The organism is Variovorax sp. GW458-11-26-14-LB1 (genome assembly GCF_059423965.1).
This window is the reverse complement of sequence record NZ_JBWKYW010000011.1, coordinates 36,713-52,948: the sequence shown is the minus strand read 5'-3', so window position 1 is coordinate 52,948 and position 16,236 is coordinate 36,713. Positions and strand designations below refer to the sequence as shown.

The window sequence follows — 16,236 nt, the reverse complement described above, 5'->3', positions numbered from 1 at the left end:
GCTGCGGATAAGCTCGCCGCTTCTTCCACAGCCCGACTTTCGCCCATGGCCACCAGCCTGCTCCTGCTGCTCGACGACATCGCCACCGTGCTCGATGACGTCTCCGTCCTCACCAAAGTTGCTGCCAAGAAGACCGCCGGGGTGCTCGGCGACGACCTCGCGCTGAACGCGCAGCAGGTCACCGGCGTGCGCACCGAGCGCGAGCTGCCGGTGGTGTGGGCCGTGTGCAAGGGCTCCCTCGTCAACAAGGCGATCCTGGTGCCGGCCGCACTGGCCATCGGCACCTGGCTGCCCTGGCTGGTGACGCCGCTGCTCATGGTGGGCGGCGCGTTCCTGTGCTTCGAGGGCGCCGAGAAGCTGGTCCACAAGTTCCTGCACAAAAAGGAGCACGAGGCCGACACCGCGCGCCACCAGAAGGCCGTGGCCGACACCACGGTCGACGTGGTCGCGGTCGAGAAGGACAAGATCAAGGGCGCGGTGCGCACCGACTTCATCCTCTCCGCCGAAATCATCGCCATCACGCTGGGCACCGTGCAGGGCCAGCCGTTCACGACGCAGCTCAGCGTGCTGGTCGGCATTGCGCTGATCATGACGGTGGGCGTGTATGGCCTCGTGGCCGGCATCGTGAAGCTGGACGACGCGGGCCTGTACCTGAGCCAGCGCAGCAGCGCGGCGGCGCGCGCCCTGGGCCGCGGCATCCTGGCGGCGGCGCCCTGGCTCATGAAGGGCCTGTCGGTGGCCGGCACGGCCGCCATGTTCCTCGTGGGCGGCGGCATCCTGGTGCACGGCGTGCCGGCGTTCGGCCATGCGGTCGAAGACTGGGCCAAGGCCACGGGCGGCGTGTTCGGCACGCTGGGCTCGATGGGCGTCAATGCTGTCGTCGGCATCGTGGCCGGCGCCGTCGTGCTGGCCGTGGTGGAACTCGTCGGCAAGCTGCGCGGCAAGAAGGCGGCGGCGCACTAAGGGCTGACGGCGGGGCCTCAGCGGTCCGGCTTGCCGCGCTGGAACAGGCCGACGCCGACCAGCGCCACCCCCAGCGCGAGCGCGAACCAGCCGACGAGGTACGCGCCGGCCACCATCTCGAACCAGCGCGTGCCCTGGAGGAAGCGCGGCCCCAGCAGCACGGCGACGCCGATCAGGAGGCAGAGGATGCCGCGCTCGATGGTGCGCAGCTGTCGTTGGGGGCGTCGGGCCATGGGGGTCTTTGCAAGGGAAAACGGAAGCGGCCATTGTCCCGCGCCGCGCGGGCAGGTCGGGGGCACCGCAAAACGTCGCGTGCGCGCATCGCTCGGCGCGCAAAAATGCTTCCAAACGTTGCAGAATCGCAGGCCATGCCATACCGCCACCTGCCCACCGGTTCCGCCTTCTTCCTTCCGTTGCGACGCGCCTGCGTGGGCGCCTCGCTGGCCGTGATGGCCGCCACGGCCTTCGCGCAGCCGCAGCCCGACCCCGCCGGCTTTCCGCTGGACTCGGTCGGCTACCTCAACGAGGAGCTGCCGCGCATGGAAGCGGCCATTGCCGCGAAGGACCGCAGCTTCTTCCTCGGCGCGATGACGCGCATGGTGCAGTTCTCCGAGCGCTGGGGCTTCAAGGCCAAGGCCAACCCCGAGCTGGCCGCCTACCCGATGTGCACGGCGGCCGTCATGGACTACGCGGTGGTCGGCATGTGCAGGCTGAACCCCGCCGACGACGCCTGCGAGCCGGGCTTGGCACCGCGTTTCGATGCGAACGTGAAGCGCTGCCGCGAGCTGGCCGCGCAAAAATAGGCCTCCGGCCTTTCGTCCTTCCTCTCACCGAACGAAGTCCCCGCGCCATGGCCGTGCGTGCGGGGCGGAGACACACGCATGGACTACACCCGCTACCAGACCCTCGCCCTCACGCGCCGCGGCACGAACGGCGCGGTGCTCGACATCCAGATGCGCGCCGCCAACGGCAAGCTGCCCACGGCCGGCCATGACGGCCATCGCGAGCTGGCCGAGATCTGGCGCGACGTGGCAGCCGACGACACGGTGCGCTGCGCCGTGCTGCGCGGCGAGGGCATGGGCTTCTCGGGCGGCGGCGACCTGGGCATGGTGCAGGACATGACCACCGACGACACCGTGCGCCAGCGCGTGTGGAAGGAGGCGCGCGACCTGGTCTACAACATCATCAACTGCGACAAGCCCATCGTGAGCGCCATGCACGGCCCGGCCGTGGGCGCGGGGCTGGTGGCGGGGCTGCTGGCCGACATCTCCATCGCCACGAAGAACGCGAAGATCGTCGACGGTCACACCCGCCTGGGCGTGGCGGCGGGCGACCATGCGGCCATCGTGTGGCCGCTCTTGTGCGGCATGGCCAAGGCCAAGTACCACCTGCTGCTGTGCGAGCCGGTGAGCGGCGAGGAGGCCGAGCGCATCGGCCTGGTGTCGCTCGCCGTGGACGAGGCCGACCTGCTGCCGCGCGCCTACGAGATCGCCGACCGCCTCGCGGCCGGCAGCCAGAGCGCGATCCGCTTCACCAAGTACGCGCTGAACAACTGGCTGCGCCAGGCGGGGCCGACCTTCGACGCCTCGCTGGCACTCGAGTTCATGGGCTTCGCGGGCGCCGACGTGCGCGAGGGCGTGGCCTCGCTGCGCGAGAAGCGCGCGCCGAACTTCGGCTGAGCCGACCTCTGCCGGATCAGGCCTTGCTCAGCCCTTGCAAGGTCTGCAGCAGCACGACGCGGGTCTGCCCCAGCACCATGCCCTTCCACTCGTCGTTGTCGCAGTAGAACGCGTCGCGCAGGCGGCGGCGGATCTCGCGCTTCTGCGCTTCGGGCGCCTCGGGGTGGCGGCGCAGCCAGGTGTCGGCGCGCAGGCGGTCGAGCACTTCCAGGTCGGGCAGCGTGCCGAACTCCAGGCCCATGGGCGCGACGCGCGCGTTCGGGCATTCGTCGTAGGCGGTCGAGATCACCGGGCCCGACACGTCGGCCGAGGCCGAGTCGCCCGCGAAGGGCGCGAACACGTCGGCGCCCCACCAGGCATGGGCCAGCGCGAGGTCTTCGGGCGTGTTGCGGCCCGGGTAGATCTTTTCGCCGTGGCCGTAGGGCCCCAGGCCCGTGTGCACGTCGATCCAGCCCAGGTGCGTGGCCGAGGCCGCATAGCCGCGCAGGATGGCGCGGATGGTGCGGTTGCTCCACGACGGCGCGGTGCCGCCGTAGAAGAGGCCGTCGGGCGAGGTGTACTGCCCGCGCGTGACGGCCGCGCGGAAGGCGGTCATGCCGTGCGTGGCGATGTAGGCGGCCACCGCCGCGTCGTCGGCCGGCGTCGGCGGCCAGCTGGCGGGCAGCACCAGCGGCTCCACGTCGGCGTACTCGGCGTTCACCGGCAGCGGCGCGCTGAAGTCGATGTGGTTGCGGTTCAGGTCGATGTTGTCTTCGTTGGTGCGGTGCAGGTGCGAGAAGCCGTGCGGGTTCACCGCATGCACCAGCAGCAGCGCGACGCCCGCGCGCTCCAGGCGCGCGAGCAGGTCGGCGTCGTTCAGCGTGGCCACCTGCGCGCCCGAGCCGCAGAAGCCCTCGGGGCCGTGCGTGCCCGAGGTGACGAGCAGCACCTTCTTCGCGTCGGCCGCGCCGATCAGCGCGACGTCGGTGGCGAGTTCTTCGCCGAGCGCGCCGCGGTGCGTGGGGTGCACGAACGACTCGATGGTGGCGCCGCGCGCCGCGGCGGCCTCGAGGAACTTGGCGCGGGCTTCGACGTACGTGCCCGAGAAGTGGCGGGTGGCGGCGGTGGCAGGCTGGGACATGGCGGGAAGATTCCTGTGCATGAAGGCGGGAAGGAGGAAGACGGTATCAGGCCGGCGCGTGGGCGTTGGCCGCATCGATGTCGCGGCCGGTGTGGTCGCGCAGCCAGAGCAGGCCCAGCAGCGACACCAGCGTCATCCCCACCAGGTACCAGGCCGGCGCGAGCTTGCTGCCGGTGGCGTTGACCAGCCAGGTGCTGATGAAGGGCGCGAAGCCGCCGAAGAGCGCCACGCCGACGCTGTAGACCAGCGACATGCCGCTGGCGCGCACGCGCTTGGGAAACATCTCCGGCAGCATCGTGATGCCCGGCACCGTCTGCACCACCAGGCCGATGCTCAGCACGCCGAGCACGGTGAACAGCACCACGGGCGTGGGCGAGGCGTTGAGCCACAGAAAACCCGGGTAGATCAGGATCGCCATCACGATGCGGCTCCAGAGGATGAGCGGCTTGCGGCCCACGATGTCCGACCACTTGCCCACGAAGGGCGCGAGCGCGAACGACAGCAGGCCCGTGAGCGCCGCGCCGAACAGCGCCACCGAGGGCGTGAGGCCGAGCTCGCGCACTGCGTAGGTCGGCATGTAGAAGGTGACCACGTAGGCCGCCGTGGTGCCGCCCACCAGCGCGAGGATGGCGGCCAGCACCGTCCTGCCGTGCTGCGTGCAGACGATCTTCAGGCTGCTCTCGCGCGGCGCCTTCGCGTCTTCGGGCGTGATGTGCAGCGACTCTTCGAGGTGGCGACGGATGTACATGCCCACCGGCGCGATCAGCATGCCGAGCACGAACGGCACGCGCCAGCCCCAGCTCTGCATGGCTTCGGCGGACAGCGAGACGGTCAGCACGCCGACCACCACGGCACCCATCAGCACGCCCAGACCCTGGCTCGCGAACTGCCAGCTCGCCATGTAGCCGCGGTTGGCCGGCGTGGCGTGCTCCACCAGCAGCGTGGTGGATGCGCCCACCTCGCCGCCGGCCGAGAAGCCCTGGATCAGGCGCGCCAGCACGATCACGATCGGCGCCGCGACACCGATGCTCGCGTAGGTCGGCGTGAAGGCGATCAGCGCGCAGCCCAGCGCCATCAGGAAGATCGTGAGCGTCATGGCCTTCTTGCGGCCTGCACGGTCGGCGTACGCGCCGATCACGATGCCGCCCAGCGGCCGCATGATGAAACCGACGCCGAAACTCGCCACCGTCAGCAGCAGCTGGCCGTAGGAACTGAAGGTGGGGAAGAACAGCTTGCCGATCACCAGCGCGAGAAAGCCGTAGACCGTGAAGTCGAAGAATTCCAGTCCGTTGCCGATGGTGGTGGCCACGATGGTCTGGCGCCGGCGGGCCGGCGACGAGGGCGATGTGGGCGAGGGCTGGGAAGCGGGGGTGTTCATGTGTCTCCTGTGTGTATCGGGGGCGCAGGCCGCGGGGGCCCGAACCGCGGCGGATGCTAGAGACTCGCCGCTGTCATGAAAAGACAATAATTGGGCGTCAACGATAACTTTTGGTTGTCACTCCAAAGATGAAACCCAATCAGTTGCATGCCTTCGTGGCCGTGGTCGAGCAGCTCAGCATCCGCGCTGCCGCGCGCGTGCTCGGCATTTCGCAGCCGGCCGTGACCAAGATCGTGCGCGAGCTGGAGCGCGAGGTCGGCGCGCCGCTGGTGGAGCGCAGCGTGAAGGGCGTGCGGCTCACGCAGTTCGGCCTGGCCTTCGCGCCGCGCGCGCGGCTGCTGCTGGCCGACATGGAACGCGCCCGCGACGAAATTGCGCAGATCCGCGACGGCGCCACCGGCTCCGTCTCGCTGGCCGTGAGCGCCTCGTTCGCGCTCACCGTGCTGCCCGCCGCCTTCAAGGACTTCCACACCCGCCTGCCGGCGGTCGACGTGCAGTTCAGCGAGGCCGTGCTGCCGTGGATGCTCGCGCGGCTGCGCGACGGGTACCTCGACTTCGCGGTGGCGCACATCGTGCCCGGCACGCTCGATCCGCAGTTCGAGGCGCTGGAGCTGTTTCCGGTGCAGCTGGTGGTCGGCCTGCGCGAGCGCCATCCGCTGCGCAATGCGCGCTCGCTGAACGACCTTTATGCCGCCGAGTGGGTCCTGCCGGGCGACGACCATGGCGGAACCAACGCCGTGGCGCCGCTGTTCACCCCGCTCGGGCTGTCGCCGCCCACGCGCGTGCTGCAGGGCCACTCGGTCACCGTGGCGCTGGCGCTGGTGGGGCACATGGATTTGATCGGCCTCTTCGTCGAGCCGCTGGCCGGGCTCAGCTTCAAGCGCCACGGCATCCGGCGCGTCGATGTGCGGGAGACGCTGCCGGTGCTGAACGTGTGCGTGGTGCGCCGGCGCGGGCAGCCGTCGACGCCGGCGGCGCAGCACTTCATCGAGTGCATCCAGCGGGCGTCTGCGATGAGGGCGACGTAACGGCCCGCCGGGCCTTTGCTCAACGCGAGAACAGCACCAGTGCCACGAAAAGCAGTTTGACGCCGAAGGCCACGAGGGCGCTGGCGACCACCATCAGCACCACGAAGGCGACGAAGTAGGCCAGGCGTCGGCCCCAGTGCGGCACGCTCGGCACGGCATACCAGTAGAGCAGCGCGGCCGCGCCGAGGTTGATGGCCTGGACCGCATACATGGTGACGCGCGAGGCTTCGGGCGAGTCAAGGACCGACGGGCCCAGCCACATGCACAGAAGTCCCAGCAACGGAACCACCGTGACCCAGGCGAGCACGCCGAGCGCCAGGCGTCCGGCCGTCTTCATCGCAGGGCCTCCCGCCTGGTCGATGTTTCACTGGCAGTCATGAATTCCTCCTTGATGGCGTTTCGACATCGAACGCTCTGACGTCTGATCCTATCGGCAGGGTCTGGCAACTGTTGTCAAATGAGAACTCCTCTCATTCATAATCCCTCCCGCTTCCGCACGCCGGAAGCGTCACCAGGCCGCCGGGAGGCGCGCCGCCAGAAGACATCCAAGGGATTTGAATGAAGAGAGTTTGTGTGGGCCTCGCGCTCGCCGCCGTACAGGCAGCGCAGGCGCAATCCGTGCCTGCGTCCGCTGCCCCCGAATCGCGGGCAAGCGAACTGAGCATCGTCAACGTCGAGGCCTCGCGCGCCAACGGCTTCCTGGCCGAGACGGTCGAGGCGGGCACGTTCCGGGGCGCGTCCGTGATGGACGTGCCGGCCACGGTCAACACCGTGACGCGCGAGGTGATCGAGCTGCAGGGCGCGGCGGGCGTGTACGACGTGCTGCGCAACACGGCCGGCGTGACGCGCCAGCAGAACGGCGGCGACACCTTCGATCAGCTTGTCATCCGCGGCATTGCCGTGGAGAACCGCACCAACTACCGCCTCAACGGCGCGCTCGCGATCCCCAACGTGTCCGAGATCCCGATGGAGAACAAGGAGCGCGTCGAGGTGCTCAAGGGCGCGTCGGCGCTGTACTACGGCTTCACCACGCCGGCCGGGGTGATCAACTTCGTCACCAAGCGTGCGGGGCGCACGCCCGTCACCTCGCTCGGGATGAGCGTCGACAACCAGGGCGGACTGCAGGGCCAGCTCGACATCGGCCGCCAGTTCGGCGAGAACGACCAGTTCGGGCTGCGGCTGAACGCGGCCGGCGGCCAGTTGGGCTCGACCATCGACGGCGTGGACGGCGACCGCAAATTCGTCTCGGCCGCGCTCGACTGGCGCGTGAACCGACGGCTCACGCTGAAGGCCGACATCGAGCACTACCGCAAGCGCATCACCGAGCAGGCCGGCATCGCGCGGCTTGCGGCCGTCAACGGCGTCATCGCGCTGCCGGCGCTGCCCGATCCGCACAAGCTGATCGCGCCGCCCTGGGCCGTGTTCGAGGCCGAGGTCACCAACACCCAACTGCGCGCCGACTACGCCTTGAGCGACAACTGGGCGCTCAGCGTGGAAGCCGGCCATTCCGAGGCCGAGCGCGACCGGCGCCTGGCGCAGTTCGGCACCTACAACGTGCGCACCGGCCTGGGCCGTCTCACGGGCAACGTGCAGCACCTCGAGCAACGCTCCGACCTGCTGCGCGCCGAGCTGTTCGGCACCTTCGCCACCGGCGCGCTGCAGCACGAGCTGACGCTCGGCGCGGCACGCAGCGACAAGACGCAGGCGCCCGTGTTCCAGCGCAACTATGGCGGTGCGACCACGCTGCAGAACCTGTATAACCCCGTGCCCATCGGCGCGCTGGCGCTGAGCGCGATGCCGTCGCGGCCCACCTCGGGCGCGCAGGACAGCGAGGAGCTGGGCCTGTACGCGCTCGACCGCATCACCTTCTCGCCGCAGTGGCAGCTGGTGGCCGGCCTGCGCCACACGCGCTACCAGAGCTGGCAGGGCGCGAGCGCCACGCTGCCGGCCCTGGACTACAGCGTGCGCAAGACCACGCCGCTGGCGGCGCTGAGCTACAAGTTCACGCCCGACCTCATGGCCTATGTGTCGTACTCGCAGGGCGTGGAAGAGGGCGAGGTGGCGCCGGCCGGCACCGCCAACCAGAACACGCGCATGCCGCCGGGCGTGAGCCGGCAGAAGGAAATCGGCCTGCGCTGTTTGACCGGCAGCGGCACGCTGCTGTCGGGCGCGCTGTTCGACATCGAACGGCCCGGCGCCTACACCGACAGCGCCAACACCTTCGTGGCCAGCGGGCGCCAGCGCTACCGCGGCCTCGAGGTGTCGGCGCAGGGGCGGCTCACGCCCGCGCTGGCGTGGCAGCTCTCGGGCCAGTGGCTCGATGCCGAGTTCCGCCGCATCAACGCGCAGTACGACGGCAAGCGGCCCGAGAACACGGCGCGCACCACGGCGAGCGCCTTCCTCTCGTACGACATCGCGGCGGTGCCGGGGCTGTCGGTCAACGGCGGCGCGTACTTCACGGGGCGCCGTCCCGTCGACGACCTGAACCAGGGTTTCATCGGCGGCACCACCGTCTTCGGCCTGGGCGCGCGCTACGTGGCGCAGCTCATGGGCAAGCGCACCACCTTCCAGCTGAACATCGACAACGTGGGCGACAAGCGCTACTGGTCGGCGGCCGGCACGCGGCTGGCGGTCGGCACGCCGCGTACGATCAAGGCCCTGGTCAAGATCGATCTTTGAACCCGCGCGCCCCGCCTTGGCGGGGCTTCCTGTTTCCCGTTTTCTTCTGTTTTTCATGGCTTTGCTGCGTCGCGTCTGGTTCCAGATCCATTGGTTCATCGGCATCACGGCGGGCAGCGTGCTGGTCGTCATCGGCCTGAGCGGGGCGACGCTGTCGTTCCGCGCCGAGATCACCGACCTGCTGAACCCGATCCCCGCGGCCTCGGCCGCACCCGCATTGGCACCGCCCGCGCTCGTCGCGCGCGTGCAGGCCGAGATGCCCGGGCGGCGCATCGCCACTGTCGCCGTCTCCACCGAGCCCGGGCGCGCCGCGCGCGTCGGGTTCGCGCCGCCACCCGGTGAGCGGCGCGGCGAGACGCGCTTCGCCGATCCCGCCACCGGCGCGCTGCTGCCCGATCCGGTGGGCGAGCACTTCTTCGAGTTCGTCGAGGAGCTGCACCGCTGGCTGCTGCTGCCGCGCGACGACGGCAAGCCCCTCACCGGCTCGCTGGCCGGCCTGTTGCTGCTGCTGGCGCTGTCGGGCCTGTACCTGCGTTGGCCGCGCCGGCCCTTCGCGTGGCGCCAGTGGCTGCGCATCGACTTCGCGCTGCGCGGTCGTGCCTTCCTGTGGAACCTGCACGCGGTGGTCGGCACCGTCGCGCTGCTGGCCTACGTGGTGTCGACCACCACCGGCATGTACTGGGCCTTCGACGGCTTGCGCAAGGCGGTCGACGGCGCGGTCGGCGAGGGCCGTGTAGTGCGTGCCGAACGCGCGCCGGCCGATGCCCCGGTGACGCTCGACCTGGCGCGCGTCTGGCAGGCCTTCGTCGACACCACGGGCGGCGACTGGACCCAGGTGACGCTGCGGCTGCCCGCGCGCAACGGCACGCAGGTGGAGGCCGTCTACCTGCGCACGCATGCCGAGCACGAGCGCGCGCGCAACCGCCTGTACCTGCAGGCCGCGACCGGCGAGACGCTGCGCCACGAACGCTATGCCGACAAGCCGCCCATGGGCCGCTTCGTGAACAGCATCTACCCGCTGCACATGGGCACCTACTGGGGCCTGCCGGGGCGCATCGTGATGATGCTCACGAGCCTGGGGCTCGCGCTGTTCGCGATCAGCGGCTGGATGATGTACCTCGGCCGCCGCCGCACCGCGAAGGCCGTGCGCGCCGAGCGCGCGCGGCTCGATGCGGCCGCCGTGCCCGCCGCGGCGGGCGACGCGGGGCAGGTGCTGGTCGCCTTCGCGAGCCAGACCGGCCATGCCGAGCGCCTCGCGCTGCAGACGGCCGGCGCGTTGCAGGCCGCCGGTGTCGCGGCGGTGGTGCGGCCCGTGTCCGCGCTGAGTGCCGATGCGCTGCTGCATTTCCGCCAGGTGCTGTGGGTGGCCAGCAGCTTCGGCGAGGGCGAGCCGCCCGACAGCGCGCGTGCCTTTGCCCGTGCATTCGCGCGGCAAGGCGGCCCGGGTCTGCGCCATCTGCGCTACGGCCTGCTCGCGCTGGGCGACCGCCACTACGCGACCTTCTGCGGCTTCGGCCGCAAGCTCGACCACGACCTGCACAACCAGGGTGCGCAGCCGCTGTTCCCCATGGTCGAGGTGGACGGCGAAGACCCGGCAGCGCTCGCGCGTTGGCACGATGCGCTGCGCGAAACCTTCGGGGTGCGCGATGCCGCGTGGCCCGTGTCGACCGCGCCGGCTTTCGAAGCCTGGCGGCTCGACGGCCGGCGCCTGCTCAATGCGGGCAGCCAGGGCGATCCGCTGTTCGAGATCGAGCTGCGGCGCGTCGATGGCAGCACGATGGACTGGGTGCCCGGCGCACTGGTCGAGATCGTGCCGCGCCAGATGCACGACGACGGTGCCCCGGCGCCCGCGCCGCGCAGCTATTCGGTCGCGTCGATTCCGTCCGACGGTGCCGTCCAGCTGCTGGTGCGCCAGGCACGGCACGACAACGGCCTGGGCGTGGCCTCGGGCTGGCTCACGGTCGGCGCGCCGATGGGCACGGAACTCGCGCTGCGCCTCGTCGCCAACCCGGGCTTCGCGCTGCCCGACGACGCGCGGCCCTGCATCTTCATCGGCAACGGCTCGGGCTTTGCGGGCCTGCGCGCGCTGCTGCGCGAGCGTGCGCGCCGCGGGCATGGCCGCAACTGGCTGGTGTTCGGCGAGCGGCAGGCGGCGCACGACGGCTTCGGCGCGGACGAGGTCGCGGCATGGCAGGCCGGTGGTCTGGTCGCGCGCGCCGACTTCGTCTACTCGCGTGACCAGGCGCAGCGCGTGTACGTGCAGGACCGCCTGCGCGAGGCTGGCGAGGTGCTGAAGCAGTGGGTGGACGAAGAGGGCGCGATCGTCTTCGTCTGCGGCAGCCTCGAAGGCATGGCGCCGGGCGTGGATGCAGCGCTCACCGAGGTGCTGGGCGAGAGCGGCATGGACGCGCTCATCGCCGAAGGGCGCTATCGCCGCGACGTGTACTGATCAGGCGGGCGGAAAGTCCACGCCCGGTTCGCCCGCCTGCCAGGGCGCGTACTTGGTCATGACGCGTGCGAACAGCTCCGACGCGGTCCAGCCTGCCAGCCAGGCCTGCAGGCGCGGCCACGGCTGAGCGTCGAACCAGGTCGCATCGACCATTGCGAACTGGCGCACGAAAGGCATCAGCGCCGCATCGGCCAGCGTGGCGTGCGCGCCGGCCAGTTGCGCTGACATCGCGAGTCGATCATCGAGCCCTTGCAGAAAGCGCGCGCCGTCGTCACGTGCGGAGCCTTCCGACGCGGGGTAACGCGCCGGGTATTTGTAGCGGTCGAGCAGCGGCTTGAAGTCGTTGTCGCAGGCGGCGATCAGTGCGAGCAACTCGTCGAGCGTGCCGCGCTCCGGGACCAGCCAGCGCAGCGGATCGTGGCGGCGCAGCGCCCACAGCATCACGTCCAGGCTTTGCTCCAGCACCGTCGCGCCGCCATCGAGCACCAGCACGGGCACCGTGCCCTTGGGCGAGGCCGAGAGCATCTCGGCGGGCTTGCGCTTCAGCTCGATCTCGCGCAACTCGCAGTGCTGCCCGCTCGCCACCAGCGCGAGCCGGGCCCGCATCGCATAGGGGCAGCGGCGGAACGAATAGAGCACGGGGAGGGCGGAATCGGGCATGTGAACGACGGGTGGACAAGGGGCGCCAGCCGATTGTCGGCCCGTGCCCGCCCGGTCGCGCGGCGGCGGGTTTTTCCTCACAATCGACCGCCATGGGCGAACGCCTTTTCCTCCGGCTTCACGACGACCCGCTGCACGGGCCGGAGTCGGGCGTGCCCGACGGCACGCTGCAGGTGCTGCCGATCGCGCCGGCGCTGCGGTCGCATGTCTCGCACCTGCTGATGTACCGCGAGACCTTCGCGCCCGGCCACGAGGTGCGCGAGCGCGTGCTGCCCGACGGTGCGATCCGGCTGGTCTTCAACTTCGGTGATGCGCCCTCGGCCGACGACGCGCCGGGGCAGGCGGTCGAAGCCATCGGCGCCTTCGCCGCGCCCGCCGTGGTGCGGATGCGCGACACGGTGGAAGGCCTGTCGGTGGCGCTGCGCCCCGGCGCGGCGGCGGCGCTGCTGGGCGTGTCGGCCGGCGAGATCGCGGGCCGCGCGGTGCACCTGGACGAACTCTGGGGCGGCGAGGGCACGACGCTGCTCGCGCGCATGGCCGAAGCGCACGGCGATGCCGCACGCGCCGACCTGCTGCAACAGGCCCTGATGAAGCGCCTGCAGAAAGCCGGCGACGGCACGCCGCCGGCCGCCGCGATGCACGCCGCGCGGCTCATCGCCGCCGCCGACGGGCGCCAGGCATTGCGCGAGGTGGCGCAGGCGGTCGGCGTGGGCGAGCGCCGGTTGCAGCAGCTCTTTCATGCGCACGTCGGGCTGTCGCCGCGCGCCTGGGGCCGGCTCGCGCGGCTGCATGCCTGTCTGCGCGCGCTGCGCCTGCACAGCGCGCCGGCCTGGGCCGACATGGCGCTGGACCATGGGTTCTACGACCAGTCGCACCTCGTCAACGAGTTCCGCGCCCTGTGCGGCGTGACGCCCACCGAGTTCCTCGGGCGCCGGGTTTCGGTTTCTTCCAAGACGGCGCGCTGAGGCCGGCCTATCGTGGCCGCTTGTCCTGCCCAAGGACCCTCACCGAACGAAGGAGCAACGACACATGACAGCAGCCCCCTCCACCCCTGATGCCGCGCACCGTCCGCTGGCGGGCCGCGTGGCCGTGGTCACCGGCGCCAGCCGCGGCGCGGGCCGCGGCATCGCGCAGGAACTGGGCGCGGCCGGCGCCACCGTGTACGTGACCGGGCGCAGCACCCGCGCGCGGCCGGCCGACAGCTACGGGCAGCTGCTCGCCCTGTCCGAGCTGGCTGCCTTGCCCGGCACCATCGACGACACCGCCGACGAGGTCACGCAATTCGGCGGGCGCGGCATCGCCGTGGCCTGCGACCACACGAAGGAAGACGAGGTGGCGGCGCTGTTCGCGCGCGTCGAGCGCGAGCAGGGCCGGCTCGACCTGCTCGTGAACAACGCCTGGGGCGGCCACGAAAGCTTCACGGGTGTCTTCGAGGCGCCGTTCTGGGAACACCCGCTCTCCAACTGGGATTCGATGTTCGACCGCGGCGTGCGCAACCACCTCGTGGCCAGCCGCTGCGCCGCGCCGGGCATGGTGGCGCGCAAGCAGGGCCTGATCGTCACCACCACCTTCTGGGACCGCGGCCACTACCTGCGCGGCAACCTGTTCTACGACCTCGCCAAGGCGTCGATGACGCGGCTGGCCTTCGGCATCGCGCAGGAGTTGCAACCGCACGGCGTGGCTTCGGTGGCGGTGTCGCCGGGCTGGATGCGCACCGAGTTCGTGCTCGCGGGCCACAAGACCGACGAGGCGCACTGGCAGGAGCGCCCCGCGCTGGCGCGCACCGAATCGCCGCGCTACCTGGGCCGCGCCGTGGCCGCGCTGGCGGGCGATGCGCAGGTGCTCGACAAGACCGGCCAGGTGCTGCGCGTGGCCGACCTGGCGCGTGCCTACGGCTTCACCGACATCGATGGGCGGCAGGTCGAGGCGTTCGAGATGTAGCGTCAGCCGAGTGCGCGCACGTCGATGCGAAAGCGCAGTTCGGGCGCGCCGCCAAGCCCGGGCTCGGTGATGAACTCCTCGACCAGCACGCCGCCGTTGGCGCGGATCACGCGCTGCGAGGCGAGGTTGTCGGGGCTGGTCGTGATCTCGACGTGGTCCAGGCCGATGGCGCGCGCATCGGGCAGCAGCGCGCGCAGCGCGGCGGTGGCGTAGCCCCGGCCGCTTTTCCACGGCACCACGCCGTAGCCGATGTGGCCGAGGCAGTACGAAGGCAGGGCGTTGGTGCCCGGCTGCCAGCGCAGCTGGATGCTGCCGCAGAACTCGCCGTCCCAGAGCCAGCGCCGGTAGCCCGGCAGCCGCGGCACGGTGCCGCAGGTGGGCAGCGCGATGGGCGGGCCCTTGGCTTCGCGGTCGACGAGGCCGGCGAGAAAGCGGTCGGGGTCGGTGCGGATCAGCGCCAGCTCTTCGCGGCCGGCTTCGGCGCGCAGGTTGTTGGGCGACCAGCCGCGCTCCAGTGCGGCGATGTAGCCGGGCAGGTGATCGGGCGACGGCCAGACGAGTTGCAGGGCGGAGGGGGACATGGGACGCGGTCCTTTTTTGTTCGGATTCATTCAGTACGAGCGCAGGGCGATGCCCCAGCGCCCCTCGGCCTGCACGACGATCCAGAGGTTGGCGTGCGTGCTGAGCACCGCGCCGGCCGCATCGCGCCGCGTGTAGTGCACGACGAAGTGCACCTTGTCGTGGCTCACGAGCACCGGCTCCTTTTTCTCGTACTGCGTGGAGGCCCAGCCGCCGGCCTTGAGCGTGTCGAAGAAATCCACCGGGTGCTGGCCGGGCGCGGGCCAATCGAGCCGCTGCGCGCCCGAGAGCATCGTGTGCGGAAAGTGCAGCTCGGCATCCATGCCGCGCGTGTCCGAGGCGTTGAACGCGGCGGTGAAGCGGTCGAGGCAGGTCGACGCGGCGGCGACGACGGCCGCGTGCGGCGCGTCGGAGGGCGGCGGGGCGACGAAGGCAGAGAAATCGGTCATGCGCTGGATGGTAGGCGAGCGCGCGCCTGTCGGTCACGTTTGCATGAAATGCAACTGAGTTGCGTCAATCCATATAATGCAATTCTGTTGCAACTACGGAGCCTGCCCTCATGGCCGATCGTCTTCCCGTCACCGTGCTGTCCGGCTTCCTGGGCGCCGGCAAGACCACGCTGCTCAACCACATCCTGCACAACCGCGAGGGCCGCCGCGTGGCGGTGATCGTCAACGACATGAGCGAGGTCAACATCGACGCGGCGCTGGTGCGCGAAGGCGGCGCCGCGCTGTCGCGCACCGACGAGAAGCTGGTCGAGATGAGCAACGGCTGCATCTGCTGCACGCTGCGCGAAGACCTGCTGATCGAGGTGAAGCGGCTCGCCAAGGAAGGGCGCTTCGACCAGCTCGTGATCGAATCGACCGGCATCTCCGAGCCGCTGCCCGTGGCCGAGACCTTCACCTTCGCGGGCGAAGACGGCCAGAGCCTGGCCGACGTGGCGCGGCTGGACACCATGGTCACTGTGGTCGATGCCTTCAACTTCCTGCGCGACTACGGCTCGCCCGACAGCCTGGGCCAGCGCGGCCAGTCGCTGGGCGACGAAGACACGCGCACCGTGGTCGACCTGCTGATCGAGCAGATCGAGTTCTGCGATGTGCTCGTGGTCAACAAGACCGACCTCGTGACGGGCGAGGAGCGCGAGCGGCTGATGGCCATCTTGCGCAGCCTCAACCCGCGTGCGCGCATCGAAGAGTCGGAGTTCGGCCGCGTCGCACTCGACCGCGTGCTCGACACGGGCCTGTTCGATTTCGAGCAGGCCGAGCAGGCGCCCGGCTGGCTGGCCGAGCTGCGCGGCGAGCATGTGCCCGAGAGCGAGGCCTACGGCATCCGCAGCTTCGTCTACCGGTCGCGCCTGCCGTTCCATCCGCAGCGCTTCTGGGACCTGGTGCAGAGTGAGTGGGAAGGCGTGGTGCGCTCCAAGGGCTTCTTCTGGCTCGCGAGCCGGCCGACCCGCGCGGGTGCGTGGTCGCAGGCCGGCGGTGCCTGCCGCTACGGCGTGGCGGGCCTGTGGTGGGCGGCCGTGCCGCGCGAGCACTGGCCGACCGACCCCGACGGGCTCGAACTCATCCGCAAGAACTGGGACGACGCCACCGGCGACGCGCGCCAGGAGCTGGTGCTGATCGGCATCGGCATGGATGAAGCCGCATTGCGCGCGCGGCTCGATGCCTGCCTGCTCACGCCCAACGAGATGCGCTTCGGCCCCTCGTGGTGGCAGAACCTGCCCGATCCGTTTCCGTCGTGGAACGCGTGAGCGCGCG

Annotated in this window: 16 protein-coding genes; 9 read left to right on the top strand and 7 right to left on the bottom strand. The window is 70.6% G+C overall.

The annotated features are described in order from the left end of the window. Positions 1-45 precede the first annotated feature (45 nt). On the top strand, positions 46-963 hold the full coding sequence (locus AC07YS_RS10245) for a DUF808 domain-containing protein (protein ID WP_095746193.1): 918 nt from the start codon (positions 46-48) through the stop codon (positions 961-963). Positions 964-980: 17 nt separating this feature from the next. Here AC07YS_RS10245 and AC07YS_RS10240 read toward each other — a convergent pair whose 3' ends face one another. Next, positions 981-1,196, bottom strand: a complete 216-nt coding sequence (locus AC07YS_RS10240; protein ID WP_062477590.1) for a hypothetical protein — start codon at positions 1,194-1,196, stop codon at positions 981-983. Positions 1,197-1,331: 135 nt separating this feature from the next. On the opposite strand from AC07YS_RS10240, the gene AC07YS_RS10235 reads away from it, so the two are divergent. After that, positions 1,332-1,766 (top strand): hypothetical protein, encoded by a 435-nt coding sequence (locus AC07YS_RS10235; RefSeq protein ID WP_223301410.1) that lies wholly within the window; start codon positions 1,332-1,334, stop codon positions 1,764-1,766. Between the two features lie 78 nt (positions 1,767-1,844). Next, entirely contained in the window at positions 1,845-2,642 is a 798-nt protein-coding gene (locus AC07YS_RS10230) for an enoyl-CoA hydratase/isomerase family protein (protein WP_487848272.1), read from the top strand. A gap of 16 nt (positions 2,643-2,658) precedes the next feature. Here the strand turns inward: AC07YS_RS10230 and AC07YS_RS10225 are convergent, their stop codons facing one another. Both AC07YS_RS10225 and AC07YS_RS10220 read right to left on the bottom strand, forming a co-directional pair. Beyond that, positions 2,659-3,762, bottom strand: a complete 1,104-nt coding sequence (locus AC07YS_RS10225; protein WP_307696133.1) for a M14 family metallopeptidase — start codon at positions 3,760-3,762, stop codon at positions 2,659-2,661. Between the two features lie 46 nt (positions 3,763-3,808). Further along, a complete protein-coding gene (locus AC07YS_RS10220) occupies positions 3,809-5,140 on the bottom strand; it encodes an MFS transporter (protein WP_495268358.1) in 1,332 nt (443 codons plus the stop codon). Between the two features lie 128 nt (positions 5,141-5,268). Between AC07YS_RS10220 and AC07YS_RS10215 the strand changes: the two genes are divergently transcribed. Beyond that, positions 5,269-6,168 carry a LysR substrate-binding domain-containing protein gene (locus AC07YS_RS10215; protein ID WP_369646315.1) on the top strand — a complete coding sequence of 300 codons (900 nt, stop codon included), beginning with the start codon at positions 5,269-5,271 and terminating at the stop codon, positions 6,166-6,168. 19 nt (positions 6,169-6,187) lie between these two features. On the opposite strand, the gene AC07YS_RS10210 is transcribed toward AC07YS_RS10215, so the two are convergent. Further along, positions 6,188-6,505 (bottom strand): hypothetical protein, encoded by a 318-nt coding sequence (locus tag AC07YS_RS10210; protein WP_495268357.1) that lies wholly within the window; start codon positions 6,503-6,505, stop codon positions 6,188-6,190. A 221-nt stretch (positions 6,506-6,726) separates the two neighbouring features. Here AC07YS_RS10210 and AC07YS_RS10205 point away from each other — a divergent pair, with 221 nt between their 5' ends. Together AC07YS_RS10205 and AC07YS_RS10200 are read left to right on the top strand one after the other, a co-directional pair. Then, positions 6,727-8,847, top strand: coding sequence for a TonB-dependent siderophore receptor (locus AC07YS_RS10205; RefSeq protein ID WP_495268356.1), 2,121 nt, complete (start codon positions 6,727-6,729; stop codon positions 8,845-8,847). A 55-nt stretch (positions 8,848-8,902) separates the two neighbouring features. Beyond that, positions 8,903-11,296: a PepSY domain-containing protein gene (locus tag AC07YS_RS10200; RefSeq protein WP_495268355.1), complete on the top strand. Its 2,394-nt coding sequence runs from the start codon at positions 8,903-8,905 to the stop codon at positions 11,294-11,296. Here AC07YS_RS10200 and AC07YS_RS10195 read toward each other — a convergent pair whose 3' ends face one another. Continuing rightward, the gene (locus AC07YS_RS10195) at positions 11,297-11,956 is read right to left on the bottom strand and encodes a glutathione S-transferase (RefSeq protein WP_495268354.1); all 660 of its coding nucleotides are present in this window, start codon (positions 11,954-11,956) and stop codon (positions 11,297-11,299) included. Positions 11,957-12,048: 92 nt separating this feature from the next. On the opposite strand from AC07YS_RS10195, the gene AC07YS_RS10190 reads away from it, so the two are divergent. Together AC07YS_RS10190 and AC07YS_RS10185 are read left to right on the top strand one after the other, a co-directional pair. Continuing rightward, a complete protein-coding gene (locus AC07YS_RS10190) occupies positions 12,049-12,921 on the top strand; it encodes a helix-turn-helix transcriptional regulator (protein WP_495268353.1) in 873 nt (290 codons plus the stop codon). A 64-nt stretch (positions 12,922-12,985) separates the two neighbouring features. Beyond that, on the top strand, positions 12,986-13,897 hold the full coding sequence (locus AC07YS_RS10185; protein WP_495268352.1) for an SDR family oxidoreductase: 912 nt from the start codon (positions 12,986-12,988) through the stop codon (positions 13,895-13,897). 2 nt (positions 13,898-13,899) lie between these two features. Here the strand turns inward: AC07YS_RS10185 and AC07YS_RS10180 are convergent, their stop codons facing one another. Further along, positions 13,900-14,478, bottom strand: coding sequence for a GNAT family N-acetyltransferase (locus AC07YS_RS10180; protein ID WP_495268351.1), 579 nt, complete (start codon positions 14,476-14,478; stop codon positions 13,900-13,902). A gap of 30 nt (positions 14,479-14,508) precedes the next feature. Beyond that, positions 14,509-14,925 carry a hypothetical protein gene (locus AC07YS_RS10175; RefSeq protein WP_495268350.1) on the bottom strand — a complete coding sequence of 139 codons (417 nt, stop codon included), beginning with the start codon at positions 14,923-14,925 and terminating at the stop codon, positions 14,509-14,511. A gap of 110 nt (positions 14,926-15,035) precedes the next feature. Here AC07YS_RS10175 and zigA point away from each other — a divergent pair, with 110 nt between their 5' ends. Then, positions 15,036-16,229: a zinc metallochaperone GTPase ZigA gene (gene zigA, locus AC07YS_RS10170; protein WP_495268349.1), complete on the top strand. Its 1,194-nt coding sequence runs from the start codon at positions 15,036-15,038 to the stop codon at positions 16,227-16,229. Positions 16,230-16,236 lie beyond the last annotated feature (7 nt).

Bases quoted from the DNA above. Each gene is read 5' to 3' on its own strand.
- AC07YS_RS10180 (WP_495268351.1), bottom strand. From the start codon at position 14,478: ATGTCCCCCTCCGCCCTGCAACTCGTCTGGCCGTCGCCCGATCACCTG.
- AC07YS_RS10190 (WP_495268353.1), top strand. From the start codon at position 12,049: ATGGGCGAACGCCTTTTCCTCCGGCTTCACGACGACCCGCTGCACGGG.
- AC07YS_RS10175 (WP_495268350.1), bottom strand. From the start codon at position 14,925: ATGACCGATTTCTCTGCCTTCGTCGCCCCGCCGCCCTCCGACGCGCCG.
- AC07YS_RS10210 (WP_495268357.1), bottom strand. From the start codon at position 6,505: ATGAAGACGGCCGGACGCCTGGCGCTCGGCGTGCTCGCCTGGGTCACG.
- AC07YS_RS10200 (WP_495268355.1), top strand. From the start codon at position 8,903: ATGGCTTTGCTGCGTCGCGTCTGGTTCCAGATCCATTGGTTCATCGGC.
- AC07YS_RS10220 (WP_495268358.1), bottom strand. From the start codon at position 5,140: ATGAACACCCCCGCTTCCCAGCCCTCGCCCACATCGCCCTCGTCGCCG.
- AC07YS_RS10205 (WP_495268356.1), top strand. From the start codon at position 6,727: ATGAAGAGAGTTTGTGTGGGCCTCGCGCTCGCCGCCGTACAGGCAGCG.
- AC07YS_RS10235 (WP_223301410.1), top strand. From the start codon at position 1,332: ATGCCATACCGCCACCTGCCCACCGGTTCCGCCTTCTTCCTTCCGTTG.
- AC07YS_RS10240 (WP_062477590.1), bottom strand. From the start codon at position 1,196: ATGGCCCGACGCCCCCAACGACAGCTGCGCACCATCGAGCGCGGCATC.
- AC07YS_RS10245 (WP_095746193.1), top strand. From the start codon at position 46: ATGGCCACCAGCCTGCTCCTGCTGCTCGACGACATCGCCACCGTGCTC.
- AC07YS_RS10185 (WP_495268352.1), top strand. From the start codon at position 12,986: ATGACAGCAGCCCCCTCCACCCCTGATGCCGCGCACCGTCCGCTGGCG.
- AC07YS_RS10215 (WP_369646315.1), top strand. From the start codon at position 5,269: ATGAAACCCAATCAGTTGCATGCCTTCGTGGCCGTGGTCGAGCAGCTC.
- AC07YS_RS10225 (WP_307696133.1), bottom strand. From the start codon at position 3,762: ATGTCCCAGCCTGCCACCGCCGCCACCCGCCACTTCTCGGGCACGTAC.
- zigA (WP_495268349.1), top strand. From the start codon at position 15,036: ATGGCCGATCGTCTTCCCGTCACCGTGCTGTCCGGCTTCCTGGGCGCC.
- AC07YS_RS10195 (WP_495268354.1), bottom strand. From the start codon at position 11,956: ATGCCCGATTCCGCCCTCCCCGTGCTCTATTCGTTCCGCCGCTGCCCC.
- AC07YS_RS10230 (WP_487848272.1), top strand. From the start codon at position 1,845: ATGGACTACACCCGCTACCAGACCCTCGCCCTCACGCGCCGCGGCACG.